This window comes from Streptomyces yaizuensis (assembly GCF_034961445.1).
Classification (GTDB): Bacteria; Actinomycetota; Actinomycetes; order Streptomycetales; family Streptomycetaceae; genus Streptomyces; species Streptomyces yaizuensis.
This window is the reverse complement of sequence record NZ_BSBI01000010.1, coordinates 72,805-89,281: the sequence shown is the minus strand read 5'-3', so window position 1 is coordinate 89,281 and position 16,477 is coordinate 72,805. Positions and strand designations below refer to the sequence as shown.

Genomic DNA, 16,477 nt, shown 5'->3' with positions numbered 1-16,477 from the left:
TCAGGAACCGTGCCGGGCCAGATGCCCCCGCAGCCACGCGGGGAACTCGGTGAGATCGGCCAGTACCGCATCCGCGCCGGCTTTCCGCAGCTCATCGGCGGTGCAGGGGCCGGTGGGGACGGCGACTGACAGGGCGTCGGCGGTGTGTGCCCCGCGCACATCGCCGAGGTGGTCGCCCACGTACACCCGCGCTCCGTACGCGCGCAGCGCCTCGGCCTTGGCCTCCGCCCAGAGCCAGCCGACGACCGCGTCGGGGACGATGCCCAGGTGCTCCAGATGGAGCCGGGCGTTCGGCTCGTGCTTGGCGGTGACGACGATCGCGCGCCCGCCCGCCGCGCGCACGGCGGCGACGGCCTCCCGCGCGCCGGGCAGCGCGGTGCTCGGCTCGATCGCGTACGCCGGGTACAACGCGCGGTAACGATCGCCCATGGCCTGAATCTGATCATCGGGGAACCAGTGGGCCAGCTCCTGTTCCAGCGGCGGGCCCAGCCGGGTGACTGCGAGGTCCGCGTCGATCCACACCCCTGTCTCCGCCGAGAGCGCCCGGTAGGCCGCCGCGATGCCCGGCCGGGAGTCGATCAGCGTCATGTCGAGGTCGAAGCCGACGGTGAACGCCGGGGCGGGCCGGTCGTCCGCGCCGGCTATGGAGTCCAGGGCCGTGGAGTCAGCGGCCATGGAGCCAACGGACGAGGCCGGGCGGGGGGCGGGATGCGGGGCGGGGTGCGGAGTCTGCGAGGTCACAGGCCCATTGTGCCCATCCGTGCCCCATACACCCGCCCTTTATAGTGAGCCAAGCCTTACCAAACCTTACTCATCCGCACCACCGATGGGGTTCCATGTCAGCCAGACGCGCGCTCGCGGTCCGCCGCATCGGGTGGACGGCGGCAGCCGTCGTGGCCCTCCTGGTCGCGGCTCTGCTCAGCTTCGCGGTCGGGGCCCGCTCGATCGCGCCGTCCGCCGTCTTCGACGCCCTCCTGAACGGCGGCACATCGGACGACGCCCGCGTCGTCACGGAGATGCGGGTGCCTCGCACGCTCATCGCCGTGATGGTCGGCGCGGCCCTCGCGCTGGCCGGCACCGTCACCCAGGGCATCACCCGCAACCCGATCGCCGACCCCGCCATCCTCGGCATCAGCCAGGGCGCCTCGGTCGGCGTCGTCATCGCCATCGCCTTCGCCGGAACGCACACCCTCGGCGGCTACATCTGGTTCGGCTTCGTGGGCGCGGCGCTCGCCTCCGTCGCCGTGTACGCGATCGCCTCCCGGGGCCGGGGCGGCGCGACCCCGGTGAAACTCGCCCTCGGCGGCGCCGCCATCAACGCCCTGCTCGCGGCCGTCACGACCGGCATCCTCTCCGTGAAGGCCGCGACGCTGGACGAGTTCCGCTTCTGGCAGGTGGGTTCGGTCGCGGGCCGGGACGCCGAGATCGTCTCCCAGGTCTGGCCGTTCATGGTGGTGGGCGTGGTGCTGGTCGCCATGGCCGCCCGGGGCCTGGACGCCCTCGCACTCGGCGACGACATGGCCACCGGCCTCGGCCAGAACGTCGCCGCGATCCGCATCACCGGCGGCATCGGCGCGACCGTCCTCACGGGCGCCGGGGTCGCGGCCGCCGGGCCGATCGCCTTCATCGGCCTGGCCGTTCCCCATATCGCCCGCGCCCTCGTCGGCACCGACCACCGCTGGGTGCTGCCGCTCGCCGCGCTGCTGGGGCCCACGATGCTGCTGGTGGCCGATGTGGTCGGCCGTGTGGTCCTCCCGCCCGGCGAGATACCCGCCGGAGTGACAACGGCCCTGATCGGGGTGCCCTTCCTGGTGGCCCTGGTCCGGCGGAAGGCGGTCCCCGCGTGAGCATCGTGCCGACTCGGCTCGAAAAGCGCCCCCGGAGCGCCGCCGGGATCCGCCCCGCCGGATACACGGTCGTACGGGCCGGGCGTGCCGCGTTCCTGCTGCACCGGCGGTCCGCCGTCACCGCCGGCGCCCTGGCCGCCGTCCTGGCCGCCGTCTGCGTCGCGTACCTCTCCGTCGGCGAGACGTTCATCGCCCCCGCCGAGGTCGTGAAGGTCCTCACCGGCCAGGAGACCCCCCACGAACTCGTCGTCGGGGAGCTGCGGCTGCCCCGGATGACGGTGGGGCTCCTCGTCGGGCTCGCGTTCGGCGTCGCCGGAGCGCTGATCCAGACCGTCGCCCGCAACCCGCTCGCCAGCCCCGACATCATCGGCATCAGCCAGGGCGCCACCGCCGTCACCGTCGCCGGTCTCACCCTCGGCGTCGCCTCCCACACCCTGCTGCCGTACTTCTCGATCGCCGGCGGACTCCTCGCCGCCGCCCTGATCTATCTCTTCGCCTGGCGCGGCGGACTGCACGCCACCCGGTTCGTCCTCATCGGCATCGGCTTCGCGGTCGCCCTGCGGTCCGTCACCATGCTGCTGCTCACCAAGACCGACCACGTCGTCGCTGCGCAGGCGCAGATCTGGATGACCGGCTCCCTCAACGGGCGCGGCTGGGAGGAGGCCACGCCGCTGTACTGGACGCTGCTGCTCCTGCTGCCCGCCGTGCTGTGGGCGGCCCGCGCGCAGCGGAACGTGTCCCTGGACGACGACACCGCCACCGCGCTGGGGGTCCGGCTGGACCGCACCCGTACCGGACTGGTCGTCGTCGGTGTCGTCCTCGCGTCCGTGACGACGGGCGCGGCGGGGCCGATCGACTTCGTCGCGCTGCTCGCCCCGCAGGTCGCCCGCAGACTCACCCGTACCGCGCAGATCCCGCTGGTCTCGTCGGCGCTGCTGGGCGCGGTGATCGTCGTCCTCGGGGATCTGCTCGCCCGCAGGCTCCTCGCCCCCTCCGAACTGCCCGTCGGCGTGCTGACGGCCGCCGTCGGGGCCCCCTATCTGATCTGGCTGCTCGTGCGCGGCCGCACCTCGGGAAGGACATCGACATCGTGAGCAGGCTCACCGCGCGCGAGCTGACGCTCGCCTACGAGGACCGCGTCGTCGTCGAGGACCTGGACCTGGCCGTCCCCGACGGGAAGGTCACCGTCATCGTCGGCCCCAACGCCTGCGGCAAGTCGACCACGCTGCGCGCGCTGGGCCGGCTACTGAAGCCGCGCGGCGGGGCGGTCCTGCTGGACGGCACGGAGCTGGCGAAGCTGCCGACGAAGCGGATCGCCCAGTCGGTCGGGCTGCTGCCGCAGTCGCCGGTGGCGCCCGAGGCGATCACCGTGGCCGATCTGGTGTCGCGGGGCCGCCAGCCGCACCAGGCGTGGTGGCGGCAGTGGTCCGAGGAGGACGAGCGGGCCGTCACGGACGCGATGGAGCGTACGGACGTGGGCGCGCTGGCCGACCGGTCCGTGGACGAGCTGTCCGGCGGGCAGCGGCAGCGGGTGTGGATCGCGATGGCGCTGGCGCAGGAGACGGATGTCCTGCTGCTGGACGAGCCGACGACGTTCCTCGACATCTCCCACCAGGTCGAGGTGCTGGACCTGGTGCGCCGGCTCAACCGGGAGCGGGGCCGCACGGTCGTGGCCGTCCTGCACGACCTCAACCAGGCCGCCCGGTACGCGGACCACCTCATCGCGATGAAGGGGGGCCGGATCGTGGCCGAGGGCCCGCCTGGGGAGGTCGTCACGGAGGAGCTGGTACGCGAGGTCTTCGGCCTGGCGGCGGTCGTGGTGCCGGATCCGGTGACGGGCTCGCCGCTGGTGGTGCCGGGGGCGCCGTACGGGTCGGTGCCGGTGCCGGTGCCGCCTCAGCTGTCGAAGGAGTAGCGGCTCCTCGGCGCTCCTCGGCGCTCCTCTGCGCTCCTCGGCGCTCCTCGGCGCTCAGCGGCAGGTGCGGCCGCTGGGGCGGTCGCCGACGGCGAGGACGCCGTAGTTCTGGGTGGCGCAGAAGTTCACCCGGCCGTCGCCGCCCGGGACCTCGGTGCAGTCGAGGCCCACGGGGCCGCTGATGTCCTGGACGGTGATGCCCAGGAGCGCGGCCAGGGCCCCGATGGCGGGGTCGTCGGCGGGCGAGCCGACCCGTTCGCACCGCAGGGGCGTGGGGCCGGCGGCGTGCGCGGGCACGGCGCCCGCGAGGGCGGCTCCCAGGGCGAGCACGGCGGCGGCCGTCGGGGCGGCCAGCCGGTGGGCGGTGTTCTGCATGGCGCTGTCCTCTTCTCGAAAAACCGTCCCTTGTACGGGTGTACGAGGCAGACGGGCATGCGCCGGCGGTATGCGGGTCGTACATCCGAAGGGTCCGGCCGGGCCGGTCGGCGACAACTCTGCGCCCCGTTCCTTGATTCACGGGCCGGACGGGCGGAAAACCACCCGATCGCGGCATCGGGGCGACGGCCGTGCGGGGGTGCGGCGAGCGGCTGGGGGGAGGTGGGGGCACGGTTGATGGCGCGTGGGCGGGAGATCCCCCGCATGCGCGGGGAGCACCCACCGAGGACCAGGTCGTACACCATCTGGTCGGGACCATCCCCGCAGACGCGGGGAGCACTCGCGGACCTGGTGAAGGAGCGGTCCAAGCTCGGGACCATCCCCGCGCGCGGGGAGCACCCGGGGCAACCACTTCGACTCCGAGGCCGCCGAGGGGCCATCCCCGCGTGCGCGGGGAGCACTCCGGCATCTGCCGCGCCTCCTTCACCCGCTCGGGACCATCCCCGCACACGCGGGGAGCGCATCAAGTCCAACGCCTCCTTGAGCGACGTGCCGGGACCATCCCCGCACACGCGGGGAGCGCCCAATCCCCCCGTCCATGTGGCCAAGTCGCCGGGGACCATCCCCGCACACGCGGGGAGCGCCCTTCGCGACCTGGGGCTCTATCGCGGCAGGGCAGCGTTTTTACCCACTTCCGCAGATTCCGACATTGCAGACTTTCCGTCAGTTCGAGGCACAGTACGACACCGTACCCAGCGCTTCCGCGACCCCGCAGCCGTTCGCAAAAAGGCGAGAAGCTGGAACACAGTTCGCCCCGGGGCCCTCCGGGACCGGCCGTCAGCGGCGGCGGGCGCGCCAGAGGACGAAGAGCGCGGAGGCCACGGCGGCGCCCTTGATGAGCCAGGGCGCGGCGGCGGAGAGCGCGTCCCCCATCCCGTCCGCCGGGACGGGCTCGCCCCAGCGGCCGTCCTCCCGGCCCCAGATCCACAGAAGTCCGACGGCGGCCGCCACTCCCGGGATCCCCAGGACGGCGAACTTCCGCTCCCGGTCGGAGAGCCGGCAGAAGCCCCAGGCCAGCAGCCAGCCGATGCCGAGCGCGACCCAGGAGGCGAGGACCGCGCCCGCGACCAGCAGGGCGGCGGCGAGCACCGGGACCACGCCGCCGGGGTGGAATCCGGGCGCGGCGGCGGTGGTGTCGGGGGCCGCGCCGTCGTCGTCCGCCGGGGCCACGGGACGCCGCCGCAGCCGGGCGAGCAGCCGGCGCACGGGCCGGCGGGGCGGTGCGTCGCCCTCCTCGTCGGAGGCCGGGGCCGCTTCCTTGGTGAGGTCGACCGGGCCGCCGGTCGCCGGGGCGTCCGGGAGGCCGGGGGCGGGAGCGTCGGGGGCCTCCTCGTCGTCCCGGCGCGGCGGCGCCAGTATCTCGGGGATCTCGACCCCGCCGGTGAATCCGGCGACGTGCTCCCCCGGTCCGAACGGGCGGGGGGCGATGTCCCACCAGTCGGTGTCCTGGCCGCCGCTGCCGCGTTCGTCCAGGCCCGCGAGGTGGGGCGGCGTGCCGCCGAGGGCGGGCCCGGGCGTGGCGGGGGCGGGCGCCTCAGGGGCGGGGGCGCCGTTGGCGGAGGTGCGCGGGCCGGGGATCCAGCGCCGAACGCCGCGCGTGCCCGGCCTCGTACCCGTACCCGGCCCAGATCCCGTACCCGACCCCGTACCCGTATCGGAGCCCGGTACCGGCCCCGAAGCGGACGGCTCGGTGGCGGCCGTCTCCGGGCGCGGGCCGGGGATCCAGCGCCGCAACCCCCGCCCGCCGGAACCGGAACCGGAAGCGGAAGCGGCATCCGGGACGGTGGGGCCGGGACGGGGAACGGACCCCGAGCCGTCGCCGGCCGCCGTCACCACCTCGTCCGGCGTACCGAGCCGCCCCAGGATCCTGCGTACCGCCGCCGGGCTGTCGGGCCCCGCCGCCGCCCGCTGCCGGTCGATCTCCCCCCGCAGTCCCGCGACCAGTTCCCTGCGCGCGCCCGACGGCAACTGGCGCTGATGGGCCAGATCCCCGACCCGGCTCAGATAGTCGTAGACGAGCTGGTCGCTCTCGATCCCCACGGCCGTTCCCCTTGACGCTGCCCGACATTGCCCACTGCCTCCCGCCGACCGTAGCGCGCCCCACGGGCTCGGGGGACTGTCGCGGCGCTCGCCAGCGACTACCGTGGGGCGGATGGGGACAACGCCCGAAGCACCCGTGGACACCGACGCAGGCAGCGGCCCGCGCACCCTCGCCGAAGCCCTGCGCGGCCGAGGCGACGAGGAGCTGGCCGCGCTGCTGCGCGCCCGGCCCGATCTGCTCAACCCCGTACCCGCCGATCTGACCCAGCTGGCCACCCGGGCGGGCACCCGTGCCTCCGTCCTGCGGGCCTTGGAACGGCTCGACCGGTTCACCCTCCAGGTCGCGGAGGCGCTGGCCATCGCGCCCGACGCGGCCCCTTATCCGGCTCTTCTCACCCTTCTGACCGGCGACGACGGCGATCCGGAGGTCGAAGCCGCGCTGCCGGGCGCGGTGGCGGCGCTGCGCGACCGGGCGCTCGTGTGGGGCGGTGACGGCCGGCTGCGGCTGGTCCGCACCGCGCGGGAGCTGCTGGCCCCGGCGCCGGGCCGGCCCTCGCCGACCGGTCTGGGGCCGACGGTGGCCGAGGCCACGTCGGGCATGTCCCCGGGCCGGATCCAGGAGATCCTCCATGCCGCCGGGCTGCCCAGCACCCACGATCCGGTGTCGGCGGTCGTCGCGTTGACGGCCCTGTTCACCGACCGGACCCGGATGGCGGACCTTCTGGACACCGCCCCATCCGGCGCGCTGGCGGTCCTGGACCGGCTGGTGTGGGGCCCGCCGTACGGGGAGGTCACGGCCGAACCGACACCGCCGGTGCGCTGGCTGCGGGACCGGGGGCTGCTGTTGCCCACGTCGCCGCGGACGCTGGTGCTGCCGCGTGAGGCGGCGCTGCATCTGCGGGCGGGCCGCGCGCACCGGACGCCGGAGCCGGTGCCGCCGGCCCTGGTGCCGGCGGCGACGGTCGGCACCGGCCGTCCACAGGTTGTGGACAGTGCGGCGGCGGGCCAGGCGTTCGCCGCGCTGGGGATGGTCGAGGAACTGCTGCGCGACTGGCACGAGGGCGGGCCACCGGTGCTCCGCGCGGGCGGTCTCGCGGTCCGGGACCTCAAGCGGACCGCCGCCGCGCTGGACGTCGGCGAGCCGATGGCCGCGTTCTGGCTGGAAGTGGCCTACGCGGCGGGGCTGCTCGCGGCGGACGGCGAGGCGGACGAGCGGTACGCGCCGACGCCGGTGTACGACGAGTGGCTGGACCGGCCCGCCGGGGAGCGGTGGGCCCTGCTCGCGGACGCCTGGCTGACCGCCACCCGGGTCCCGGGCCTGGTGGGCGGCCAGGACGCCAAGGGCCGCCCGCTGTCGGCGCTCGGCCCCGGCCTGGACCGCTCGGCGGCCCCCGAGGTACGGCAGCGGGTGCTGGCGCTGCTCGCGGAGCTGCCCCCGGGGACGGCCGCCGAGGCGGAGAGCGTGCTCGCCCGGCTGCGCTGGGAACGCCCGGTACGGGCCGGTGCCGCCGGGGATCCGCTGGTGGACCCGCGGGCCCGGATGGCCGCGTGGACGCTGAGCGAGGCGGAGGCGCTGGGTGTCACCGGGCGCGGTGCGCTCTCCGTCCACGGCCGCGCTCTGCTCGGTCCGCCGGACCAGGCGCCGGGGCCCGCGCCGGAGGCCGTTCCGCTGACCACGGTCGAGCGGGGCGCGGCCCAGGCCGCCGCCGCGCTCGCCCTGGCGCCGCTGCTGATCGTGCCGCTCGATCACATCCTGCTCCAGGCGGACCTGACGGCCGTCGCGCCCGGCCCGCTGGAACGGCCGCTGGCGGAGACGCTGGCGGTGCTCGCGGACGTCGAGTCCAAGGGCGGGGCGACGGTGTACCGCTTCACGCCCGGCTCGGTCCGCAGGGCGCTGGACGCGGGCCGCACGGCGGTCGACCTGCACACCTTCCTGGCGGCCCATTCGCGTACACCGGTACCGCAGCCGCTCAGCTATCTCATCGACGACGTGGCCCGCCGCCACGGCCGGCTGCGGATCGGCGCGGCGTCGGCGTATCTGCGCTGCGACGACGACGCCATGCTGGACGAGATCCTGGCCGACAAGCGCTCCCTGGGCCTGGGGCTGCGCCGACTCGCGCCGACGGTGGTGGCGGCGCAGGCCGACCCGGGCACGGTGATCGGAGGGCTGCGGTCGATGGGGTACGCCCCGGCGGCCGAGTCGGCGGACGGCGATGTGGTGATCGCCCGCGCCCACGCCCGGCGCACTCCGCCGCGTACCCCTCCGGCCCCGGTCCCCGAGGGTCCCCCGGTCCCGGATGCCCCACTGCTGCGCATGGCGGTCCGCGCCATCCGGGCGGGCGACCTGGCGGCGACGGTGGCCCCGCGCACCGAGCCGGGCCCGGCCACCGCGCGCCGGCCGGGCGCCCTCCCGCGTTCGTCGGCGGCGGAGACCCTGGCCACCGTGCAGGCGGCGGTGATGACGGGCTCGGCCCTGTGGATCGGCTACGTCAACGCGGAGGGGGCGGCGAGCCAGCGCGTGATCGCCCCGGTGCGGGTCGAGGGCGGCTTCGTGACGGCGTACGACCACACGGCGGACGAGGTGCGCACGTATCCGCTGCACCGGATCACGGGTGTCGCGGACCTGGCGGACGAACTGTCCTGACCCGCCGGCACCTTGAGGACACGTCGGATGACCCGGGGGGCGGGTGAATGCCACACTCGCCCCATGGATCTCATAGACCTGTCCCACCGGGGCTGGGGCGGCTCCACGGTTCCGGTGCGGCACGCCCGGACGGGCCTGGCCACGCTGATGGAGGTCAAGGGCGGCCCGCTGTCGTCCTTCTACGTCTACGGAGTGATCGACACCCCGGACCGGCTGGAGCGGGGCGCCCTGCTGTTCACCCAGACGTACGGCGGGACGCCCGGCCGGACCGTGGTGCCGAGGAAGTACACGCACGTCAGGATCGTGAAGCCGGTATCGGGGGGTTCGGTGCTCCCGCGCTGGCGGCTGGGGTTCGGGAACTCCGCCACCCTGCCCGAACTGCGCACGGCCTCGGGCAAGCGGCCCGCCGTACTCCGCCACACCGGCCCGGAGACCCGGATCCGGCTGGAGACGGGCGAGGGCTACGCGAACGTCGACCATCTCGCGTTCGACGGCGGAAACGCCAGGAGGGTCCGCTTCGGCCCCGGCCCGTTCCGGGGCCCGGTCTCGCTGCCGGGCCCGGGCCTGATCATGATCGACTGCCTGGTCGACTGGACGATCACACTGGCCTGACCTGCATGGACGTCCCTAGAACGCCTTGACGACGTTCGACACCAGCCACCCCACCGCCAGCAGCCCCATCACGGCGTCCATGAGCACGAACGCGAGCCCGCTCCCCCCGATCGCGAGGGCGATCCGCCGCGTCCGCGTCCGCAGGGTCCGCTCGCCGAACCAGCTCAGCGCCACGAAGAACAGGGGCACCAGATAGGCGAGCGCCAGGGCGAGGGGGATCCGCTCGCCGAAACCGGTGTAGTCGGCGTACGCGAGCAGGGGCGCGGCGACCGACCCGGCGGCGGGCGCCACCCACCACCGCCGATCCGCCGGGTTTCCCGCCCCCGGCACGGGCCCGGGAACCGCCCCGGGCCCGGGCCCGAACCCGGGCGCGGACGGCGCTCCGAAGCCCTGGGGCCCGTACCCGTGGGGCCCCTGCGGCCCCTGGGGTCCGTACCCATGCGGCCCCTGAGGTCCCTGAGGTCCCTGCTGCGGTCCTTGGGGACCCTGCGGCCCGTATCCGTACGTCATGCCCCCAGCCAACCTGCCGACCCGCCGCGCGGGCACCGTACGCGTACTCATCCGCACCTGCCGGGATACTCAGCCCCGCGCCCGCGCCTGACGCAGCAGATCCACCAGCCGGTCCACGTCCGTCCAGGGGTTCGCCCGGTAGCCGTCCGCGCTGCGCGACCGCAGCCCTCGCGCCCGTTCCCCGGCGACCAGGTGGTTCCGGCCTTCCGGCCCGGCCACCTCGCGGTAGTCGAGATGCTTCCGGCCGACCCGGTATCCGCAGTCGGCCGCCCGCTCCAGGGCCCGCTGCATGTCGTCGGACGTGTGGAAGCCGGCGACGTCCCGGAAATGCAGCAGGATCCACAACTCGAAGCAGGGGTTGGTCAGCGCGACCCTGACATCCGCCTTCTCCGCCAGGGCCAGGGCCTCCGTGAGCGACGCGTGCTGCTTCGGCGCCTCGACATCCACGACGCACCACACCTCGTCGTACGCCGTGAAGCGGTCATCGGCCGACGCCGACGCCCGCTCCTTGTGTTTGATCGCGGCCCGGACCAGCGACTTCGGTTCTCCGTGGGTCCCGCCGAGGCAGATCGTCACCGGCAGGGACCGGAGTTCGCTGCGCAGCCCCTTGAAGTACTGGTCCTCCGTGCACTCGCCCTCGCAGTAGATCAGAAACCTCAGCTGCTCCGGCCGTAAACTGCCTGGCCGCTTCAGCGGCTTCCCCCGACGTCCCACTCAAGCCCCTCCGACCGCCAGGGAAATACCCCTCAGCACATCGTCGTCCAGATGCGGAACCGCACCGTAACGGCCCGCGAGATAACGCTTCTCCAGGTTCTCGACCGAATCGCGCACATGGAATTCCGTCATCGGGAAGAGCCGGGTCGCGAGGGATTCGGGATCCTTCTCGGTGAACCAGACCTGGTCCCGGTACAGCTCGGTCCGGACGTTCTTCCCCAGCAGCGCCGCCTCATGAGTGCTGAACAGCAGCTGCGCTCCGGACGGGTTTAGATGGGGCGACTGGAAGATGCCGACGAGCGCGTCCACCAGATGGGGGTGCAACCGGGCGTCGAGTTCGTCCACGCACAGGACGGTTCCCTCGGCCAGGGCACTCACCACCGGTCCCAGAATCCCGATCCAGGTCCGGGTTCCGCTCGACTCGTCCGCGAGATCCAGGGGAAAGACCCCCTCACCCGTACGGTGATTCACCCGCACCGAACGCGGGCCCGGCATCTCGACCCGCACCTTGTCGCCGAGGACATCCCGCATCGCCTGCGTGATGCGGCGGTACTCGTCCAGCACGCTCTCGTCCGGTTCCTCGATCTCCAGACCGGAGACCCCAAGATCCGCGAAGCGCAGCAGATCGACCACTGCGGAGTCGTTCTTGTCCCGCGTGTCGAGCAGCAGTCGTACGGTGTGGTCCAGCCGCCCCCGGAAGTTCCGGTCGGTCGCCAGCCGCAGCCCGTGCTGGAACCACCGGTAGACCTCGCTGAGCCGGGGGTGACCATGTGCGGCGGCGACCGAGAGATACAGGCTGTTCGGCCGGAGCAGTTCGGCGATGGCCTTCTTCCGCCCGGTCAGGGAACGTCCGAAGACCACGGAGTCGCCCGTGCGCTCGTACAGGCGATTGGCCTTGCGGTCCGGATGGAAGTACAGCCATTCCTCGGTCACACGGTCGTCGTCGACGGTGAACCCGAATTCGTAGTGCACCCCGTCCAGGGCGAAATCCATACTGAACGTGCTCGGCCACGCGCCGGCGTCCTGGCGCAGCGCGAAGGGCCGCCGGGGGACACCGACCGTCGGATCCCAGCTCCGGAAGGACGAGAGCACGGCCCCGCGCATCCACTCGATCGCGTCGATGACATTGGACTTCCCGGAGGCGTTCTGACCGTAGACCGCCACGACGGGGACGACGCTGTGCTCGCCATTGGCCAGCTCGCGTTCGGCGCGTCCCGGATGGCGGTCGGAGGCGATCAGCGACAACTCCTGCTCGTCCCGCAACGACGCGTGATTGGTCACCTGGAACCGCAAGAGCACGGCAACCTCCTCCTCAAGCGCTGCAAGCTGTCGTTGAGCGGTGTTTTCCGTCAGACTTTGACGGTACCGCCCCTTTGGCGCAACAACCAGTGGCGTTCACCCTCACGAGTACTGGTCGCCAGGGATCGCCTGCGGAGACGGACACCCGTGCGGCACACTGATCGTCTTACCGGAAAGGGCGCAGCCGCGACCGGACCGCTCATCGTTCCTGCGGTCAAGCCGGAATGCACCCGCCCGAGCGCGGGACGCCCTCCGATGAGACCCGCCCGACACACCCCCGCTCCCACACAACGGATTCGTTGTTCCATGTGTCGAGGTTTCCTGGACAACGTGACCGGACCCGGTTCGGCGCGTCCTCCTCGCGCCTGGGAGGGCGATATGGGGAAGGCATCGAGGAAGAAGCGGAAACAGCGGGCGCAGGGAGCGGCGAGAGCCGTCTCAGCCGAAGCGGCGGCCGGCGATGGCCCACAGGCCCTTGGCGACGCGGCACTCGGACGGCTGCTGCGCTCGAACGAACCAGGGAAGCTCAGCCTGGCCGGCGCCTACGCTTTCGGCTACGGAGCGCTGGGTATCGCCCAACAGGAGGGGACCACTCCGTACTGGTACCAGGAGATGGACCCGTTGGACACGCTGTTCCTGGGAACGGTCTGGCCCAAATCGTTCAGTGACGAGTTCGAGTTCGCCAACGCGCGTGACGCCTGGCTTCGCCTGCTGCGCGGCACCGTGCACGGGAAGGGCATCCTGCGCTTCTTCCGCGAGGCCGTCGCGGCGAGCGAGGATCTGGGGCTCCCGGTGGACGACGGGAGGCTGATGCTGGCGCTCATCGGCCGGCTGGAAACGGCCGGACTCGACCAGCGCCGCCTGCCTCGCCGACTGCTGCCCGGTCCGGCCCTCCAGGACTGCCGTGCGGTCTTCGGGCCGTCACCGGATCTGCCGCTCCCCGACCCGCCGGTTGATGCGAAGCAGCGGGTCAAGCGCTTCTGGAAGGGCCGGGACGACAAACGGTGGGCCGATGACACACCGCAGGCCGTTCTCCGCGACGGGCTGCACCGGTTCCATGACGACGAGCTGCCGGTGAGGGAGGAATCCGGACTACTGCTGGCGGCCTTGTACGCGGCACTCCTGACGAAGCCCGGCGAGCTTCTGGAGGACATGGGCGAACATGCCTCGGCGTGGGCTTCCTCCCTGGACGAGGCATCGCCGCTGGTGCCGGTCCTCGACATCCTTATTGTCGCTCCCGAGCTGGAGATGTCCGTCTCCGAGACCCTCGGGCGCCTCTTCGCCGTACCCGCCTTCACCGAGCCGATCCCGTCGGAAGCCCTGCTCTGGACCAGTTCGCCCGGTCTCGCCCTGCCGCGACTCGCCTTCGAGCTGGGCATTCCTCAGGTGTCCGCCCTGGACGGCGTGATCACTCCGGACCTGCTGGACTGGGTGGGGATGCGAACCCGGATGCATCTGAGCGCCGTCGCTCGCGGACAGTCCGACGATCTTGAGGACACCGAAAGCGCCGACGGCTCGGACAGCACACCGCAGGAGTCGGACGACCGCTGGGCGAAGCGGCGCGAAGCCGTGCGCGACACAGTGCGGGAGAAGATCCGCAAGAAGTCCGGCGGGGCCACACCCTCGCTCCGCCGATTCGACCGTCCCGTCGAGCGCATCTGGAACGCAGATGGCAGTTCCGTGGTGCGGATATCGACGGATTCCCCACATGGACAAGAACTGAAGGAAGCCCTGGCAGGCCAGCGGGTTGCCTTCCGGGAGAAATTCGGACGCGACCCAGGGCCGGGCGACCCGTTGTTCTTTGACCCCGACGCCGACGAGCCCACCCGTCTTACCTGGGAGTACATCGACAACATGCTGCTGGACATGACGGAACGCGCGGCCGAGATGGGTATCGAACCCGCGTTTCTCCACGCCTGGCGCGAGCTGGGCTATGTGGTCACCGAGCAGAACCGGAGCACCTTCACCACCGCTGAGGTGCTCGCTTTCAGCAGAGCCGTCGCCCGACACTGGCAGGCGGGGAAATGACGGACAGAACCGAGAACCACATCAGCGGAGGTGTCTTCTTCGGTTTCGTCGTCCAGGGACGGACTGTCAACCTCACGCTGCCGGACCGCCCGGATCCCGCGCTCGCCGGACTTCCCCGGCGGTCGCCGACCTTCGCGGGGCGCCACGCCCAGCTGGAACAGACTCTCTCAGCCCTGGCGCCGCCGGCGCCGGGCGGGACGGCCGGCACGGTCATGGTGGCCGGACTGGCGGGTACGGGCAAGACCGAGCTCGTGCTCCAGGCCGCCCATAGGGCGCTCCGGGAAGAGGACTGGTTCCCCGGTGGAGTCCTCTTCGCCGATCTGCACGGCTACGACGCCGAGCGCACCGTGTCGCCGAAGCGGGCACTCGGCACCCTGCTGAGAGCACTCGGAATACCCCCGGAACACATTCCCCCCGGGATCGATGAGCGCACGTCCGTGTACCGTTCCGCGCTCGCCGCGCTCGCCGCTGCCGGACGACGGGTTCTGGTCGTCCTGGACGACGTACCCGCCAGCGACAAGGTCCACCACCTTCTGCCGAGCGACGGGAGCACGGCGACGCTCGTGTCCTCGCGGCACTCCCTCGCGGAACTGGACGCGCTGACGCTGACCTTGCGGGAACTGCCCGCCGACGAGGGGCGGGAGCTGCTGAGCGATGCCGTCCGTACAGCTCTGCCCGAGGACACGCGGGTGGCGGACGAGGCAGGCGAGGCCGAGCGGCTCGTCGCGCTGTGCGGTGGCCTGCCGCTGGCCCTGCGTATCCTGGCGTCCCTGCTGGTGGACGTGCCGCCCCGGCCGCTGTCCCACCTCCGCCGAAGTCTCGAGAACGCGCACTCCAGACTCTCCTTGCTGAGCCGGGAAGAACGTGCCGTGACCGCGGCCTTCGAACTGTCCTATCCCAGACTCACCGAAGATCAGGCCAGGCTTTTCCGGCTGATATCCCTGCACCCCGGAGCGAACTTCTCCACCGAGGCTACGGCCCAGTTGTACGGCGGAAGCATCGAGGAAACCGAACGGCTTCTGCTGGACCTGGACCGTCGGCACCTGGTCGAGTCACGAGAGCCGTTCGGTCGCTGGCAGCAGCACAGTCTCGTACGCCTCTACTCACGAAATCAGCTCATGTCCGGCGACGATTCCTGGGGCGAGGGCCTCATGCGTCTGCTCGCCTATCTCCACGAAATGACCACGCTCGCCTGTGAGACACTCTTCCACCCCACACATCCGCGATCTGTACCGGACCCCCACTTCGCCGATCGGGCAGCGGCGCTGAAGTGGCTGGAGAGCGAACGGCACACTCTGGTCGCCGCTGTTTTCTGGGCACACCGGGTCGGTGACCATCTGATGTGTGTGGCTCTTGCGGTTCCCACCGCGAATTTCCTGATGGAGACGCATTACCTGGGCGACGCCAGGTGGGTGCTGACCGCAGGTATCCGGTCGAGCCGAAAGCGGCAGGACAGTTCTCGCCAGGCTGCTCTGCTCAGCTCCCTCGGCCTGGTGCTCCGGGACATGCGCAAGCTGCGTAAATCCGTCCGTACGCACCACAGAGCCATCAGGATCTGCCGACGGCTCAAAAAACGCCGCGCCCTGGCCGGTGCGCTGAACAATCTAGGTCTCTCGCTCCACGAGCAGCGCAAGTTCGAGGAGGCCGTGGCCGCCCACACCGAAGCCGCACACCTGTTCAAGCGCGTCGACGACCGGCTCGGAGTGGCGCGTGCCCTGAGCAACACCGGCGAGACACTGATCGAGCTGGGCCGTGTGCAGGAGGCTTCCCGAACCTTCCGTAAGGCGATGAAGGTCTTCCGAAATCAGGGCGACCTCCGTTGCTACGCCCAGGCCCTGGGCGGCCTCGCCAAGGCGACGCGCAACGAGGGGAAGGCAGAGCAGGCCTTGGAACTGCACAAACGCGCGCTCGACATAACCGACGGCCTGCTCATCCCCCACGAGAGAGCGATCGGACTGTCCAACTTTGCCGACACGCTGACCACTACCGGAGAGTTCGAAGCGGCACTCACCGCGCAGCAGGAGGCCCTGGACGTCTTCCGGCGCCTGGGAGACCGCCGCGGTGAAGCCATGACCTTGGGCAACATGGCTCTCGTACGCCAGCGGCAGGGCAAGCCGAAGAAGGCCGTCGCGCTGCACACCCTCGCCCTGGAGGCGTTTCTCGAAAGCAAGGACGATCACAACCTGGCCCACGAACTCAGGAGCCTCGCGGCCACCCTTCTCCAGCAGGGCCACAACACCGAGGCCCTGGAAAACCTGGAGCTCGCCGCCGGCCTCTACCAGCAGACGGGTGACACGAAGAGCGCCGCCGACACGATCGACTACGCCAACCGGCTACGAAGGCGGATAGGAGCAGGCAGGCGACCCGCCGAGAGCCCGAGGTGATCGCTCGCGGATGAGGCACACTGGAGGTTTGGCTTATCGGAAAGGGCGC

13 protein-coding genes are annotated in these 16,477 nt (G+C 72.0%); 7 read left to right on the top strand and 6 right to left on the bottom strand.

From position 1 onward, the window contains the following. Positions 1-675, bottom strand: a complete 675-nt coding sequence (locus SYYSPA8_RS23135; protein WP_323449203.1) for an HAD family hydrolase — start codon at positions 673-675, stop codon at positions 1-3. A gap of 161 nt (positions 676-836) precedes the next feature. Here SYYSPA8_RS23135 and SYYSPA8_RS23130 point away from each other — a divergent pair, with 161 nt between their 5' ends. From SYYSPA8_RS23130 to SYYSPA8_RS23120, 3 genes are read left to right on the top strand one after another with little or no spacing between them, the layout of a single operon-like run. Further along, positions 837-1,847 carry a FecCD family ABC transporter permease gene (locus SYYSPA8_RS23130; RefSeq protein ID WP_323449202.1) on the top strand — a complete coding sequence of 337 codons (1,011 nt, stop codon included), beginning with the start codon at positions 837-839 and terminating at the stop codon, positions 1,845-1,847. A gap of 5 nt (positions 1,848-1,852) precedes the next feature. Then, positions 1,853-2,941, top strand: coding sequence for a FecCD family ABC transporter permease (locus tag SYYSPA8_RS23125; RefSeq protein ID WP_407706072.1), 1,089 nt, complete (start codon positions 1,853-1,855; stop codon positions 2,939-2,941). Beyond that, positions 2,938-3,762, top strand: coding sequence for an ABC transporter ATP-binding protein (locus SYYSPA8_RS23120; protein WP_323449200.1), 825 nt, complete (start codon positions 2,938-2,940; stop codon positions 3,760-3,762). The genes SYYSPA8_RS23125 and SYYSPA8_RS23120 overlap by 4 nt, the downstream gene beginning before the upstream one ends. A gap of 54 nt (positions 3,763-3,816) precedes the next feature. Here the strand turns inward: SYYSPA8_RS23120 and SYYSPA8_RS23115 are convergent, their stop codons facing one another. Next, entirely contained in the window at positions 3,817-4,137 is a 321-nt protein-coding gene (locus tag SYYSPA8_RS23115; protein WP_323449199.1) for a hydrophobin family protein, read from the bottom strand. 837 nt (positions 4,138-4,974) lie between these two features. Next, positions 4,975-6,237 (bottom strand): hypothetical protein, encoded by a 1,263-nt coding sequence (locus SYYSPA8_RS23110; RefSeq protein ID WP_323449198.1) that lies wholly within the window; start codon positions 6,235-6,237, stop codon positions 4,975-4,977. A gap of 112 nt (positions 6,238-6,349) precedes the next feature. Between SYYSPA8_RS23110 and SYYSPA8_RS23105 the strand changes: the two genes are divergently transcribed. Both SYYSPA8_RS23105 and SYYSPA8_RS23100 read left to right on the top strand, forming a co-directional pair. Then, positions 6,350-8,881, top strand: coding sequence for a helicase C-terminal domain-containing protein (locus SYYSPA8_RS23105; protein ID WP_323449197.1), 2,532 nt, complete (start codon positions 6,350-6,352; stop codon positions 8,879-8,881). Positions 8,882-8,944: 63 nt separating this feature from the next. After that, positions 8,945-9,493 (top strand): hypothetical protein, encoded by a 549-nt coding sequence (locus SYYSPA8_RS23100; protein WP_323449196.1) that lies wholly within the window; start codon positions 8,945-8,947, stop codon positions 9,491-9,493. Positions 9,494-9,508: 15 nt separating this feature from the next. On the opposite strand, the gene SYYSPA8_RS23095 is transcribed toward SYYSPA8_RS23100, so the two are convergent. The 3 genes from SYYSPA8_RS23095 to SYYSPA8_RS23085 all read right to left on the bottom strand — a co-directional run bounded on the left by SYYSPA8_RS23095 (position 9,509) and on the right by SYYSPA8_RS23085 (position 12,016). Further along, positions 9,509-9,784 carry a hypothetical protein gene (locus tag SYYSPA8_RS23095; RefSeq protein ID WP_323449195.1) on the bottom strand — a complete coding sequence of 92 codons (276 nt, stop codon included), beginning with the start codon at positions 9,782-9,784 and terminating at the stop codon, positions 9,509-9,511. 288 nt (positions 9,785-10,072) lie between these two features. Next, a complete protein-coding gene (locus tag SYYSPA8_RS23090) occupies positions 10,073-10,717 on the bottom strand; it encodes an RloB family protein (protein WP_323449194.1) in 645 nt (214 codons plus the stop codon). Beyond that, positions 10,718-12,016: an AAA family ATPase gene (locus SYYSPA8_RS23085; RefSeq protein ID WP_323449193.1), complete on the bottom strand. Its 1,299-nt coding sequence runs from the start codon at positions 12,014-12,016 to the stop codon at positions 10,718-10,720. 330 nt (positions 12,017-12,346) lie between these two features. On the opposite strand from SYYSPA8_RS23085, the gene SYYSPA8_RS23080 reads away from it, so the two are divergent. Continuing rightward, on the top strand, positions 12,347-14,044 hold the full coding sequence (locus SYYSPA8_RS23080; protein ID WP_323449192.1) for a hypothetical protein: 1,698 nt from the start codon (positions 12,347-12,349) through the stop codon (positions 14,042-14,044). Next, positions 14,041-16,428 (top strand): tetratricopeptide repeat protein, encoded by a 2,388-nt coding sequence (locus SYYSPA8_RS23075; protein ID WP_323449191.1) that lies wholly within the window; start codon positions 14,041-14,043, stop codon positions 16,426-16,428. Before SYYSPA8_RS23080 ends, SYYSPA8_RS23075 begins: the two co-directional genes overlap by 4 nt. Positions 16,429-16,477 lie beyond the last annotated feature (49 nt).